This is a genomic window from Terricaulis silvestris (assembly GCF_009792355.1).
GTDB lineage: Bacteria > Pseudomonadota > Alphaproteobacteria > Caulobacterales > Aquidulcibacteraceae > Vitreimonas > Vitreimonas silvestris.
In genome coordinates, this window is sequence record NZ_CP047045.1 from 2,884,477 (window position 1) to 2,897,890 (window position 13,414).

At 62.1% G+C, this 13,414-nt stretch carries 12 protein-coding genes; 10 read left to right on the forward strand and 2 right to left on the reverse strand.

Going from position 1 to position 13,414, the window contains the following annotated elements; translation table 11 throughout:
* The first annotated feature begins 4 nt into the window (after window positions 1-4).
* The 7 genes from DSM104635_RS14830 (at window position 5) to DSM104635_RS14860 (ending at window position 8,586) form a co-directional block, all read left to right on the forward strand.
* Window positions 5-1,435 carry an NAD-dependent succinate-semialdehyde dehydrogenase gene (locus tag DSM104635_RS14830; protein ID WP_158766951.1) on the forward strand — a complete coding sequence of 477 codons (1,431 nt, stop codon included), beginning with the start codon at window positions 5-7 and terminating at the stop codon, window positions 1,433-1,435.
* Between the two features lie 226 nt (window positions 1,436-1,661).
* Window positions 1,662-2,153, forward strand: coding sequence for a MarR family winged helix-turn-helix transcriptional regulator (locus DSM104635_RS14835; protein WP_158766952.1), 492 nt, complete (start codon window positions 1,662-1,664; stop codon window positions 2,151-2,153).
* Between the two features lie 109 nt (window positions 2,154-2,262).
* Entirely contained in the window at window positions 2,263-3,057 is a 795-nt protein-coding gene (cysQ, locus tag DSM104635_RS14840; protein WP_158766953.1) for a 3'(2'),5'-bisphosphate nucleotidase CysQ, read from the forward strand.
* Window positions 3,058-3,074: 17 nt separating this feature from the next.
* On the forward strand, window positions 3,075-4,022 hold the full coding sequence (gene cysD / locus DSM104635_RS14845; protein WP_228445709.1) for a sulfate adenylyltransferase subunit CysD: 948 nt from the start codon (window positions 3,075-3,077) through the stop codon (window positions 4,020-4,022).
* Window positions 4,022-5,917: a sulfate adenylyltransferase subunit CysN gene (cysN, locus tag DSM104635_RS14850; protein ID WP_158766955.1), complete on the forward strand. Its 1,896-nt coding sequence runs from the start codon at window positions 4,022-4,024 to the stop codon at window positions 5,915-5,917. Before cysD ends, cysN begins: the two co-directional genes overlap by 1 nt.
* 21 nt (window positions 5,918-5,938) lie before the next feature.
* A complete protein-coding gene (locus DSM104635_RS14855) occupies window positions 5,939-7,198 on the forward strand; it encodes a sulfotransferase family protein (protein ID WP_158766956.1) in 1,260 nt (419 codons plus the stop codon).
* A 17-nt stretch (window positions 7,199-7,215) separates the two neighbouring features.
* Window positions 7,216-8,586, forward strand: coding sequence for a DUF1254 domain-containing protein (locus DSM104635_RS14860; protein ID WP_158766957.1), 1,371 nt, complete (start codon window positions 7,216-7,218; stop codon window positions 8,584-8,586).
* Here DSM104635_RS14860 and DSM104635_RS14865 read toward each other — a convergent pair.
* Both DSM104635_RS14865 and DSM104635_RS14870 read right to left on the reverse strand, forming a co-directional pair.
* Window positions 8,583-9,734, reverse strand: a complete 1,152-nt coding sequence (locus tag DSM104635_RS14865; RefSeq protein WP_158766958.1) for an epoxide hydrolase family protein — start codon at window positions 9,732-9,734, stop codon at window positions 8,583-8,585. The genes DSM104635_RS14860 and DSM104635_RS14865 overlap by 4 nt on opposite strands.
* A gap of 9 nt (window positions 9,735-9,743) precedes the next feature.
* On the reverse strand, window positions 9,744-10,964 hold the full coding sequence (locus DSM104635_RS14870; protein WP_158766959.1) for a DUF1214 domain-containing protein: 1,221 nt from the start codon (window positions 10,962-10,964) through the stop codon (window positions 9,744-9,746).
* A gap of 155 nt (window positions 10,965-11,119) precedes the next feature.
* Between DSM104635_RS14870 and DSM104635_RS14875 the strand changes: the two genes are divergently transcribed.
* The 3 genes from DSM104635_RS14875 to DSM104635_RS14885 are packed head-to-tail and all read left to right on the forward strand — an operon-like array spanning window position 11,120 to window position 13,411.
* Complete coding sequence (locus DSM104635_RS14875; RefSeq protein ID WP_158766960.1) at window positions 11,120-11,914, forward strand: SDR family oxidoreductase; 795 nt, start codon at window positions 11,120-11,122, stop codon at window positions 11,912-11,914.
* An 8-nt stretch (window positions 11,915-11,922) separates the two neighbouring features.
* Complete coding sequence (locus DSM104635_RS14880) at window positions 11,923-12,744, forward strand: SDR family NAD(P)-dependent oxidoreductase (protein ID WP_158766961.1); 822 nt, start codon at window positions 11,923-11,925, stop codon at window positions 12,742-12,744.
* Window positions 12,737-13,411, forward strand: coding sequence for an SDR family NAD(P)-dependent oxidoreductase (locus DSM104635_RS14885; RefSeq protein WP_158766962.1), 675 nt, complete (start codon window positions 12,737-12,739; stop codon window positions 13,409-13,411). Before DSM104635_RS14880 ends, DSM104635_RS14885 begins: the two co-directional genes overlap by 8 nt.
* The last annotated feature ends 3 nt before the right edge of the window (window positions 13,412-13,414 follow it).

A 13,414-nucleotide genomic window follows, 5' to 3' on the forward strand; every position in this document is an offset into this window, starting at 1 on the left:
GCACATGACCTATCCCGAACTCGCCCTTCTGATTGACGGCGCCTTCATCACCGGCGCGGGCCGCAAGAGCGAGCCCGTTTTTAACCCCGCCACGGGCCGGGTATTAGCGCAGCTGCCGCACGCAAGCGCGAGCGATCTCGAAGCGGCCCTGGAAGCAGCACAGCGGGGCTTTGCTATCTGGCGCGCCGTCTCAGCTGCCGAGCGCGGCAAGATCATCAAGCGCGCGGCCGATCTCATCCGCGAACGGATCGATACAATCGCGGTCGCCATGACGCTCGAGCAAGGAAAACCCTTGGCGGAATCGCGTGGCGAAGCGGCGTACGCAGCGGACGTGATCGAGTGGTATGCTGAAGAAGGCCGCCGCGCGTACGGCCGCATCGTGCCCAGCCGCGTACCCGGCGTGCGGTTGATGGTCGAACAAGAACCTGTCGGCGTTGCCGTCGCCTTCACGCCGTGGAATTTCCCAGCGCTCACGCCCGCCCGCAAGATAGGCGGCGCCTTGGCCGCTGGCTGTGCGCTGGTGCTAAAGCCGGCTGAGGAAACACCCGCCACCGCTATCGAACTCGCACGCGCTTTCGTCGATGCTGGTTTGCCAAAGGGTGTCCTCAACATCGTCTTCGGCGCGCCAGCTGAGGTGTCGCAGCACCTGATTGCTTCGCCGATCTCCCGCAAGGTCTCCTTCACGGGCTCGGTGCCGATCGGCCGACACCTGATGCAACTCTCCGCCACGCACATGAAACGAACAACGATGGAGCTCGGCGGCCACGCACCGGTCGTGATCTTCGACGACGTCGATCTGGAAAAGACCGCGGCCGCCTGCGTTACGGCAAAGTACCGCAATGCCGGGCAAGTCTGCATCGCGCCCACGCGCTTTTACGTGCAGGAGAAAATCTACGAGCGTTTTGCTGACCGTTTCGCCGCAGGCGCGCGTTCGCTCGTGTTGGGAGACGGAATGGACCCGACCACTCAGATGGGGCCGATGGCGAATGCGCGACGCGTCGAAGCCATGGAAACCATGGTGGCCGACGCTCGCGACCAGGGCGCCACAATCACCGCTGGCGGGGCGCGACGCGGCAATCATGGCCTCTTCTTCGAGCCGACCGTCATCGCCAACGCGCCCGACGAAGCGCTGGTAATGCGTGAGGAGCCATTTGGCCCGATTGCGCCGATCGCGTCCTTTCGGGATTTCGATGACGTGATCGCACGGGCCAATGGCGTGCCGTACGGCTTGGCCGCTTATGCGTTCACGACCTCAAACCAACGCGCGCTGGACGTCGGCCGCGCGCTCAAAGCGGGCATGGTCGGCGTGAACAGCTTTGCGGTCTCGCATCCCGAAACGCCATTTGGCGGCGTGAAAGAGAGCGGCCACGGACAGGAAGGCGGCGTGGAAGGGCTGCAGGCCTATTTCGACGTGAAGCTGCTCAGCCACGGATAACAAAACAGCGGGCCCGTTTCCGGACCCGCTGAAGTCGATATGTCGATATTAGGAGGAACGCTGTCGCGCTACGGATTGTTCGTGCCGCGAGCCTACGTGTCGCGTCAATCGATCCTGACGGAGCCCGCTGATCCATCACGAGCGCGATGAGGCGACAGCTTCTTGGGCAAGCCGCGCCCAGCGTACTGGCTAGCGAGCACGGCGAGCAGGCTGATACAGTGAACACATGCCCGTTTCCGCCGACCCAGATCCTCTCTGGCCGCCGACCGATCCGCTGACCGCCTCGATCCAAGCGCGCCTCTTCGCACTTTCGCGCTTGATCGACGCCGAGATCAGCCGCATCGCATCGGAAAACGGCTTGAACCCCGGTGAACTCGTCATTCTCGGCGCGCTGAAACGCATGGGTCCGCCACATCAGAGCACGGCAAGCGATTTGTTGCGCCTGCATTGGGTCTCAATGCCGGGGCTGATGAAGCAATTGGCGCGTCTTGAGGAACAGGCTCTGGTTCAGCGTGAGACTGATCCGGAGGATCGCCGGCGGACGCTCGTTCGCCTAACACGCAAGGCGCACGGCCTGTTCTCAAGGCTTGAACGCCGCCCTCAGGACCGCCTGTTCACCGCCATATCGAGCCTTCCCTTGGAGACCCGTCGGCGCATCCACGGCGCATTGGGCGAGCTCATGGACATCGCGCGGCCAGAGCTCAGAAAAGACGACTGAAATTCCCCCAAATCGCCCACACGATCAGCGCCGCGAAACACGCCCAGGCAATTGACCTACTAGGCCTCCCGAGATTTACTTAACTCGGACACTATTTTGCGGTGCTGCGATGCTGGACAAGCTTGTCGATATCGCGCTGGAAGCCGGCGCCGCGATCATGAGAATCTATGCCTCCGAGACGGTCGCGGCGCGCAGCAAGGACGATGGCTCGCCCGTCACCGAGGCCGACGCGACTGCTGAAGCCATCATCCTGGCGCGGCTCCATGAGCTCAATCCCGAAACGCCCATCATCGCCGAAGAAGAAGCGTCCGCCGGGCGTGCGCCCATCGCTGCAGCGCGATTCTTTCTGGTTGATCCGCTCGACGGCACCAAGGAATTCCTCAGTCGCAACGGAGATTTCACCGTCAACATCGCGCTGATTGAGAACAATCGGCCAGTGTGCGGGGTCGTCTATGCTCCAGCGCACGGTGTGATCTATGCCGGCGCCGAAGGCGACGGCGCACGCAAGGCGATCGTGGCAGAAGGCGCCGCACTCGACTGGCGACCCATCGAAGCACGCAATCCGCCGCAGGCCGGGCTGGCTGTTGTCGCCAGCCGCTCGCACATGTCCGAGGAGACGCACGCTTTCGTTGGGCGCTTCTCCGTTGCGAATCTTGTTCCTGCCGGATCATCTCTGAAGTTCTGCCGCGTAGCTTCGGGCGAAGCCGACCTTTACCCACGTCTGGGCCGCACCATGGAGTGGGACACCGCCGCTGGCGATGCCGTCCTGCGCGCGGCGGGCGGACAGGTTTGCACCATGGACGGGCAGCTGCTTCGCTACGGCAAACGGCTGCAAGCCTCGGATGTGGACTATGCCAATCCGTGGTTCGTAGCGGCCGGCCGCTTCAATCCGTTTCAGGCCTGAGGCGCTGGAGGATGAGCATGCCGCGCAGCTTTGCCGCTCACACCGAAGCGCCTTCGCCCTCCTCCGCGCGGCTGACGCATCTACAGCGCCTTGAGGCCGAGAGCATTCACATCATGCGCGAAGTGGCCGCCGAGGCCGAGAAGCCGGTGATGCTCTACTCGATCGGCAAAGACAGCGCGGTCATGCTGCACTTGGCGGCGAAAGCATTCTACCCATCGCCCCCGCCGTTTCCCCTCCTGCATGTCGACACGACGTGGAAATTTCGCGCGATGTACGAGATGCGCGAGCGCGTGGCGAAGGAACTGGGCTTTGAGCTCCTCGTCTACAAAAACCCGGACGCCGTCGAAAAGAACATCAACCCGTTCGAACACGGCTCGGCCTTGCACACGCAGATATGGAAAACCGATGGGTTAAAGCAGGCGCTCGATAAATTCGGTTTCGACGCCGCCTTTGGCGGCGCCCGCCGCGACGAGGAGAAGAGCCGCGCCAAGGAGCGCATCTTTTCCTTCCGCTCGGCCAATCACCGTTGGGACCCCAAGAGCCAACGGCCCGAACTATGGCGCCTCTACAACGCCAAGAAGCACAAGGGCGAGTCGATCCGCGTCTTTCCGATCTCGAACTGGACCGAACTCGACGTCTGGCAATACATTCACCTTGAGAACATCCCGATCGTCCCGCTCTATTTTTCCGCCACGCGCCCGGTCGTTCGTCGCGATGGCGCACTGATCATGGTCGATGATGAGCGCTTTCCGCTTAAGCCCGGCGAGGCGCCGGAGCTGAAGAAGGTGCGCTTTCGCACCTTGGGCTGTTACCCCCTCACGGGCGCCGTCGAAAGCGAAGCCGAGACGCTTCCGGCCATCATCCAGGAAATGCTGCTGACGACGACCAGCGAGCGACAGGGGCGGGTCATCGACCACGACCAGGCCGCTTCGATGGAGAAGAAGAAGCAGGAAGGCTATTTCTGATGGCCCACGTTTCCCAACTCATCGCAGAGGACATCGACGCCTATCTTCATCAGCATCAGCACAAGTCGCTGCTGCGCTTCATCACCTGCGGCAGTGTCGATGATGGCAAATCCACCCTGATCGGGCGCCTCCTCTACGATTCGAAGATGATCTTCGAAGATCAGATGGCCGCGCTCGAGGCGGATTCCAAGAAGGTCGGGACGCAGGGCGGTGAGCTCGACTTTGCCCTTCTTGTCGATGGCCTTGCCGCCGAACGCGAGCAAGGCATCACTATCGACGTCGCGTATCGTTTCTTCTCCACCGACAAGCGGAAGTTCATCGTCGCCGACACGCCTGGCCACGAACAATACACCCGCAACATGGTCACCGGCGCCTCCACCGCTGACCTCGCCGTCATCCTGATCGATGCGCGCAAGGGCGTGCTCACGCAAACGCGCCGGCATTCGTATCTCGTCTCGCTCATGGGCATCCGCCATGTCGTGCTCGCCGTGAACAAGATGGACTTGGTCGATTGGTCGAAGGACGTCTTCGACGCCATCGTTGCGGATTACACGGAGTTCGCGCACCGGATCGGTCTAAAGGACGTCCTCGCGATCCCGATCTCCGGTTTGAAGGGCGACAACATCGCCGGAACCAGTGACGCCTCGCCGTGGTATTCAGGTCCGACGCTGATGCAGCATCTCGAAGATGTCGAGATTGATGAAGAGCGTCGCGCCACTGAAGCGTTCCGCATGCCGGTGCAATGGGTTAATCGCCCCAATCTCAATTTTCGCGGCTTCTCAGGTCAAGTTAGGAGCGGACGCATCAGGCCGGGCGATCGCATTCGCGTAACGCCCTCGGGCGTGACCAGCGTTGTAGCGCGCGTAGTCACCCAGGCCGGCGACCTGACCGAGGCTGTTGCGGGTCAATCCGTTACGCTCACTCTGACGGACGAGATCGATTGTTCTCGTGGCGACGTGATCGCAGATGCCAGTGATCCACCTGAATGCTCGGATCAGTTCGAAACGACATTGATCTGGATGGCGGAGGATCACCTCCTGCCCGGGCGCCCCTACTGGCTCAAGATCGGCGCAAAGCTGGTTTCGGCGCAGATCACGGACATCAAGTACAAGATCAACGTCAACACGCTCGAACACCTCGCGGGTAAGGTGCTTGAACTCAACGAGATCGCCATCTGCAATATCAGCCTCGATCAGCCCATCGCGTTCGATGCCTACGAGCGCAACCAGGACATGGGCGGCTTCATTCTGATCGACCGGATGACAAACGCGACGGTCGGCGCTGGCCTCATCCACTTCGCGCTGCGCCGCGCTCAAAACGTTCACTGGCAGGCGCTCGATATAACGCGCGAGTCTCGCGCAGCGCTGAAGGCGCAGCATCCCGCTGTGCTCTGGTTCACGGGCCTCTCGGGCGCCGGCAAGTCCACCATCGCCAATCTCGTGGACAAAAAGCTCAGTTCGCTCGGGCGCCACACCGTCCTTCTCGACGGAGACAATGTCCGCCACGGCCTCAACCGTGATCTCGGTTTCACGGATGCCGATCGCGTTGAGAACATCCGGCGTGTCGCCGAAGTCGCAAAGCTCATGGCGGATGCCGGTCTGATCGTGCTTGTCTCGTTCATCTCGCCGTTCCGCGCCGAGCGGCGGATGGCGCGAGACCTGATGAACGACGGGGAGTTCTTTGAGGTGTTCATCGACACGCCGCTCGCCGAGGCGGAGAAGCGCGACGTCAAGGGTCTCTACAGGAAGGCGCGCGCCGGCCAGCTGAAGAACTTCACGGGCGTCGATAGTCCGTACGAAACTCCGGAGACGCCGGAATTTCATGTCGATACGACGAAAACAGCGCCCGCAGATGCGGCCGCCGCGATTGTCGACGCGCTCGTCGGCGCGCCCTGATGCAAAATTAGGAGCGGCCCGATGCTTCGCGACCTACCTCTTCCGCCACCTGAAGCGCTGACGGCGCGGGCGCGAAGCAACGCCTATCCAGAGTTTTCCAAGGCCGCGCAACGGCTCTTGGAAGACGCCACCCAGCATCCGCGACCGCCCCTTGATGCCGAAAGGCTCGTAGCGACTGCGCGCGGCCAAACTGGCCTTTCGGAATTTGGCGATGGGCCGCTTGAAGAGCCGCTTGCAATCCTTTGCCGTTCATTGAACGACGAAGTCGAGTTGCATGCTTTGGGCGCTCAATATGCGCATCGCCAATTGCTGGGCCTTTTGACGACGCGCCTCCGGCTCATGGATTTATGGCGGAAACATCCAGAGATCCTCGAAATCCCGATCGAACGGCCGATCATTGTGATCGGGTTGCCACGCAGCGGCACGACGATCCTGCACAAGCTCTTGGGTCATGACCCGATACGGCGTAAGTCGCCGTTCTGGGAACAGGTGATGCCATTGCCGATCGCAGCCGCGCCGGAGTCCGGGCCTGACCCTCGCATCGCCATCGCTCAAGCGTCGATCGACACGCTTTATACCCTGGCGCCCGAGTTTAGATTGGCGCACGAGATCACCGTCGACGAGCCTGACGAAGACATCATTCAGCTCACATATGGCTTTGCCTCAAAGCAGTTCGAATGGAGCTACGTCGTCCCATCCTTTGTTCGCTGGTACCGCGAGGCGGACCACACCATCGGATACCAGTGGTTCAGGCGCATCCTGCAAACATCGCAGTGGCTGCGGCCGGGCCCGACACGCTGGGTGCTCAAAGCGCCACAGCATCTTGAGCATTTGGAAGCGCTGACAGCCGCATTTCCAGACGCAGTCTTGGTGCAGACGCATCGCGATCCAACCGACGCGATCATTTCGCTCGCAAACATGACCTGCTGCGGCCAGCGCCGCTACTTTGATCATCCGAACCCGCATTTCGCTGGCCGCAATATGGCTGACATCATCGAACGCATGCTCAGCAGGGCTGAGGAGACCCGACCGCGCCTCAACCAGCCTGTCATCGACGTTGCGTTCGATGATTTCCGACGGGATCAGATGGGGTGCGTCAAGCAGATCTATGATGTCGCCGGAGACACTCTGAGCCAAGGCGCGGAACGGCGTATGTCCACCTGGATCGCCGAGAACCAGCTGAACAAACACGGCAAGCACGAATATGCCGCTGAAGATGTCGGACTCGATCTCGACGCGCTACGGCGGCGCTTCGATTTCTATCGCCATCGCTACACATGACGGATGGGCAGCACGCCATGACAGGCCAGGTTGATCCCTCGCTGAGCGATGCCGAAGTTGCGGAACTCGCCGAGGAAGCATACCTCTACGCCTATCCGATGCTGGTGGCGTACGGCTTCTTCCATCGCCAAGTGGCGGGACCGGCCGCGCCAGAACGGCAAGCGTTCAACCGTTTCACGCACTTCCGTGAGCTCGCGAGCCCTGCACTCAACAACACCATCCCATGGGTGAACACGGACACGCTCTACTCGGCAGTCTGGCTCGACCTTCGCGCCGAGCCCTTCGTGCTCACCAATCCCGCGTTCGAGGATTTCCGCTTTCACGACATTCAGGCGAACGATTGGTACACGATGTGCTTCGTCACGCGCGGCACGCGTGATGTCGGCAATGGATCGCGCACCTATCTCATAGCGGGTCCCGATTGGACCGGACCGAAGTCAGATTTCGTCGATGAAGTGATCAGCGCCGAAAGCTCGATCGTGAAGCTCTTCGTTCGCGTCGTGGTCGAGAACGACGGCGATGTCGCGGCGATCCATCGGCTCCAAGATCAGTACGACCTGCGGCCGCTCAGCGCCGTGCTCGGTGAACCCACGCCGGCAGCAACACTTCTCAACCTGCCGTCGCCCGAATCCGCCTTGTTTGAAGGCGGCTTCTATGAATGCCCCACGCCGGCGTTTATACGCGTCTTCAACGCCCTGATGATTGTAGCGACGATCCATCCTAGCGAGCGAGATTTGTTCGCGCGCTTCGCTCGCATCGGCGCGACGCCGGGCGCGGCGTTCGATGAAACTGCACTGCGTGAGCATCATGTCGCGGCGATCATGCGCGGCATTGGCGCGGCGCGCGCAAGAATCACCAAGCGGCTCGCTCATCTCGGCGACCCCATCAATGGATGGACATACCCCCTCGACTTGCGCGGCGGGCGCGACGTGCTCGCCGGCAGCACGCGCGCGTTCGAGTGCCGCGCCGTCCTTGCGAAATACGCCATATGGGGTCCGCCGGCCGAGGAAGTGGTGTACATGAATTGCGACGTTGATGCCGACGGCGCGTTGCTCAACGGCGCCGATGCTGCGTACACCTTGCGCTTCGATGGCCCGGTCCCCGCGAAAGGTTTCTGGTCCTTCACGGTCTACGACGCGGAAACGCGGCTGCTCTCGCCGCATCCAAGTGGCCGCTACAAACGCGGCGATCGCGATCGCGACATGGTGCGCGCCGGCGACGGCTCGCTCACACTCTATCTGCAGAACCAACCGCCGGCGCCGGATCGGCAAGCGAATTGGCTGCCGATTCCGCTTAAGGGCTTTCAAGTCGTGGCGCGCCTCTACTGGCCAACGCCGGACGTGCTTGATCTATCCTATAAGCCGCCACCGATCGTGCGCGTGCGCTAGCGCAGCGACCGAAAGGCCTCCGTGACGTCCGCGGCGAAAGCCTCCGGTTCTTCGAATGCAGCAAAGTGACCGCCGGACTTCATCTCCTCCCAGCGCGTGATGTTCCAAACGCGCTCAGCGACACTGCGAGGCGGGTGCGGCAGGAATTCAGCGGGATAAAGCGCGCAAGCTGTGGGCACATTCACTCTCAATCCTGCGTGCTCGCCGCGCCGTACTTCCATGGCCGCGCCGACATAAGACCAAATCATCGACGTCACGGCGTCATTGGTCAGGTGGATCATCAGATTGGTGATCAATTGATCCTTGCTGAAGCGGGTTTCGATGTCGCCCCGGGTATCGCCCCAGCCATGGAATTTCTCCAGCACCCAGGCCGCATACCCCATCGGGGAGTCGGAGAGCGCGATGGCGATCGTCTGCGGCTTGGTCATGTGCAGCATCATGTACGCCGAGGCCTGGCGTTGCACCGCCTCGAACCGTGCGCGCCATTCGCGTTCCTCGGCGCTCATCTGTTCCAGTGCGATTGCCGGAGGCACGCACAAATTGAGGTGTATCCCCGCGACCTCCGGCGCCGTGGCGCCAAGCCAGGATGTAACGGCGCTACCCCAGTCGCCGCCTTGCGCCACGAAACGCGTGTAGCCTAGCGCCTCGACCATAAGTTTGTGCCAAAGGCTCGCAACGTAGCGTGGGCCAACGGGCGTCGCGGGCCGTTGCGAGGGCCCATATCCGGGCAGAGACGGCACGATGACATCGAACGCGTCGCGCGGATCTCCACCGAAACGCGCCGGATCGCTCAGCCGCTCGATCGCGCCAAAGAATTCGTAGGTCGAGCCGGGCCAGCCATGCGTGAGGATCAGCGGCAACGGCGACGGACCCTTGCCGCGGATGTGGTAGAAATGCACATCCAGGCCTTCGACGTTCGCCTTGAATTGCGGGAAGCGATTGAGTTCGGCCTCCGCCGCGCGCCAGTCGTAGCGTTCTAGCCAATAGGTGACGAATTCCTTGAGATATGCCACGTCAGCGCCGTAGCGCCAATCGCCGTCATCGGTGGGCGCGTAGGTGAAATGCGCCGCTGCCAGTTTGCGGTGAATTTCGTCCAGCCGGACTTGCGACGTTTCAATGCGGAACGCGCGGACCTCGATCGCACCCATGCTGCTCCCTCAGATGCCGAACCGGCGCAGCACAGCCTTCGCTCGCCGATGAATGATCTCACGGCGCTGTGCGGGCGTCACCACGGGTGTATCCGCGGGCAAGTGTTCACGTAGTTCCGCGAGCTTGACTTTGCGCGCCGTCGGCATCGGATGACGATCGGCCACGTACCAGCGCCACTGAAACACTCCAGTGCCATTGTCGACCGTGTCGATCCAATTCGGCACGCCGGGATCTTTCCGCGCGATGACAATGCGGGCCTTGCCGTCCGCATCGAGCTGCGCCTGATGACCGTTGAGCGAACTCTGATGGTAGGCGTAATCCACAGTCTGAAAGAACGGATCGGCCACCTGCACGCTCCAGAAGCGAGCGTTTGGAATCTCGCTTTCGCAGATGATCGCCTCGTCCTCTTCAAGCTCGAACACGATCTTCGGATAAACAGCGCGCGGGTTGCCGCCGACATTCTTTGTCTCAGCCATGTTTTCCGCCCAGAAAGTGTTCTTGTCGCCACCTTCGGCCAGAATGCGATCCACGAGCTTCAAAAAGAAATCGACGGAGAACTTAGTCAGGAAGCCAATCGCCTTCACGCGCCGCTCCACTTCGGCCTGGCTGAGCGCTACCGGCTCATTCGCGTCCCGATCGAGGCATTCGATATGAATGTCGATGCCCTTCTCGTTTTCCCAATCGTACCAAGCCTCGCGCAGCATCACAGTGATGTTCGGCGCGGCGGGATCGAGTTCGATCCAATTGCCATCGTGTCTTTTGGGCGAGGCGATGATCTCGAAGCTGCCGTCCGCGGCGATGTTGAAATCGTCGAAATCCCAGGTTCCGAGATTGGATTGGTTAGCGTCGCCCCAGAAGCCGCGTTGCGCCTGCAGTTCAAGCCAGCGCGTGCTGCCCACTTTTCCCTTCAGCCGATAGGTTTTCGAGCCGTCGACAAACGTCCAGCGATAGTGGAAATCGGGGCACGGCGCCCCGAAGCCGGACTCGAACGGCAAGAAGATCGTCTGCATGTAGAAATGCGGATAACGCTGCCGCGGCGCCATGTAGACGCTAAACCCGAACGCTTGCAGCATCTGGATTAGGTACTGCGCCTGCGCGCACCCGACAGGGTCATCGGCCCAACGCGAATTGAGCACCAGCGCGCGCGCTTCGTCGATTGTCGTCAAATAGTCTTCCCACACCCGCTGCGATGTGGCGGTCGCGAACTTGGGCGTGGGCGAAAGGTTCATGTCTGGCGCTCGAGTGATTGGCCGGGCAAGCACATTAAGGCACGGCCTCGCAACGCCAAGCGCCGTCTCAGTTGTTCATCGCGGATACGATGGCTCTGCTCGTCCGCTCTGCTTATGCGTCGTCGCGCCTACACTGTGGCGAGGAGACCTAAAGCGTGGATCTCGGCCTCAAGGACAAGGTCGCCATCGTCGCCGGCGGCAGCCGAGGCTGCGGGCGCGGCATCTCGGAAAGTCTCGCCGCGGAAGGTGCGAGTGTGCTGCTCAGCGGACGCAACACGGACGCGGTCGAAGCCAGCGTAGCCGCCATACGCAACGCTGGCGGACGCGTCACGGGCGTCGTCGCCGATATGCTAACCGAAGGCGGCGTCGCATCGATCACCGAAGCCGCGAAGAGCGTATTCGGCGACGCCGACATCCTCGTCGTCAATCCGCCTGGTCCTGTGCCCGACAAAGCGACGAACCGCTGGCGCGGCTTCGAGAACTCGTCGGACGAGGACTTTGAACTGGCCTATTCCATGTTTATGATGACGCAGGTCAGGCTTGCGCGCGCCGTCCTCCCGGCCATGCGCGCCAAGAATTGGGGACGATTGGTCAATATCGGCTCGATCGCGATGAAGACGCCACACCTGGACGATCCGATGCCGGCCACGAACATTCGCGTCGCCGCAGCCGCGCTTATGAAGACGCTGGCGCAAGAGAACGGTCCGTATGGCATCACGGCGAACACCATCGCCACCGGTCCCTTTGAGAGCGAACTCTCGCACCAGTATCGCGCATCCGGCACGGGCGTGAAGACCGCTGAATGGTACGCCAAGATGCTTCCCGTCGGCCGCTGGGGCGAGCCGCGTGAAATGGGCGATCTGGTTGCATTCCTATGTTCGACGCGAGCCGCGTTCATCACCGGCGAAACCATCCGCATCGACGGCGGCTACACCAAGAGCTTGTTCTAGGAGGGCGCGTGGGCAGGTTCACCGGCAAAGTCGTGATCGTCACCGGATCGACACAGGGTCTAGGCGAAGGCATCGCTTTGCGCTTCGCGAAGGAAGGCGCGCGCGTTGTGATCAATGGCCGCTCACGCGCCAAAGGCGAGGCAGTGATGGCGAAACTGCACGCCATCGGCGCCGATGCACTCTTTCTGCCGGCCGACCTGTCGAACAAGCCAAGCGCTCAAACCGTTGTGAGCGACGCGGCGACGCATTTCGGCCGTGTCGACATCCTGGTCAACAACGCGCAGGCGCAGACGCCGCACATTGAGACGCTCGATCCCGCCAACGACGGCCATTTTGAAAGCACGATGCGCTCTGGGCTCTACGCCTCACTCTGGACCGCACAGGCGGCGTTTCCGCACATGCGCGCGGCGGGAGCCGGCCGCGTCATCAATTTCGCCTCCACCAACGGCGTGTTCGGTGCGAAATACGGCGCTGCTTACAATGCCTGCAAGGAAGCCATCCAGGCGCTGACGCGCACGCTCGCCAATGAATGGGGGCAATACGGGATCACAGTGAATACCGTTCTGCCCTCCGGCATGAGCCCCTCCTACGCCGCATTCTTCGAGGGCGATCCAAAACGCGCGGAAGCCTCCGCCAACGCCATCCCACTGCGCCGGCATGGGCGCGCCGAGGAAGATATCGGCGCCGCGATCGCGGGTCTCTGCTCGGACAGTGGCAGCTTCATCACCGGGCAAGCGCTTTTCATCGATGGCGGCCAGAGCCTGCTCGGCATGCCGCAATTGCATACGCTGGGTTACGATCCTCATCGCGCGGCGGGTGCACATGGCTGAGCTCGCGGGCATGCACGTATTGGTCGTCGGCGGCGACGAGATCGGGCGCGGAATCGCCAAGCGCTTCACGCGCGAAGGCGCATCGGTGTCACTCGCGGACGCCATGGACAACGCGGCGCCGAATGCACTCGATATCCTGGTGCTGAACATTCTCGGAGCGCCCAATCTGGCGCCGCTTGAGACGCAATCGCCGGCGGCGTTCGACGCGGCGCTGCAACGCGTCGTCGCTTGCGCGCGCATGATGCAAGCGGCGGCGCCGGCAATGCGCGCGCGTGGCGGCGGGCGCATTATCCTGATCGGACACCGCTACGGCGAAACTGTGGGCGAAGGCATCGGCGCTTACAATGCAGCCGCGTACGCGCTGGTCGGACTAACACGCACGGCTGCCATCGAGTGGGGCAAATGGGGGATCACGACCAACTTGCTGCTGCCCTTCGCCGATACGTCCGAGCTGCGCGCGGCGCGCGAGAAGCGACCGAAGATCATCGACTTGTTCACCGGCCAGGTTCCGCTTCGGCGCGCCGGCGACCCGGTGGAAGATATCGGCGGCGCTGCGCTCTTTCTGGCATCGGCGGATAGCGCGTTCGTGAATGGCCAGATCGTCCATGCCGACGGCGGCCAGCATATCGCCGCGCCCGTGCTCAACCCCATCAAGTACGCCACCTAAGAC

Bases quoted from the DNA above. Each gene is read 5' to 3' on its own strand.
- DSM104635_RS14830 (WP_158766951.1), top strand. From the start codon at position 5: ATGACCTATCCCGAACTCGCCCTTCTGATTGACGGCGCCTTCATCACC.
- DSM104635_RS14835 (WP_158766952.1), top strand. From the start codon at position 1,662: ATGCCCGTTTCCGCCGACCCAGATCCTCTCTGGCCGCCGACCGATCCG.
- cysQ (WP_158766953.1), top strand. From the start codon at position 2,263: ATGCTGGACAAGCTTGTCGATATCGCGCTGGAAGCCGGCGCCGCGATC.
- cysD (WP_228445709.1), top strand. From the start codon at position 3,075: ATGCCGCGCAGCTTTGCCGCTCACACCGAAGCGCCTTCGCCCTCCTCC.
- cysN (WP_158766955.1), top strand. From the start codon at position 4,022: ATGGCCCACGTTTCCCAACTCATCGCAGAGGACATCGACGCCTATCTT.
- DSM104635_RS14855 (WP_158766956.1), top strand. From the start codon at position 5,939: ATGCTTCGCGACCTACCTCTTCCGCCACCTGAAGCGCTGACGGCGCGG.
- DSM104635_RS14860 (WP_158766957.1), top strand. From the start codon at position 7,216: ATGACAGGCCAGGTTGATCCCTCGCTGAGCGATGCCGAAGTTGCGGAA.
- DSM104635_RS14865 (WP_158766958.1), bottom strand. From the start codon at position 9,734: ATGGGTGCGATCGAGGTCCGCGCGTTCCGCATTGAAACGTCGCAAGTC.
- DSM104635_RS14870 (WP_158766959.1), bottom strand. From the start codon at position 10,964: ATGAACCTTTCGCCCACGCCCAAGTTCGCGACCGCCACATCGCAGCGG.
- DSM104635_RS14885 (WP_158766962.1), top strand. From the start codon at position 12,737: ATGGCTGAGCTCGCGGGCATGCACGTATTGGTCGTCGGCGGCGACGAG.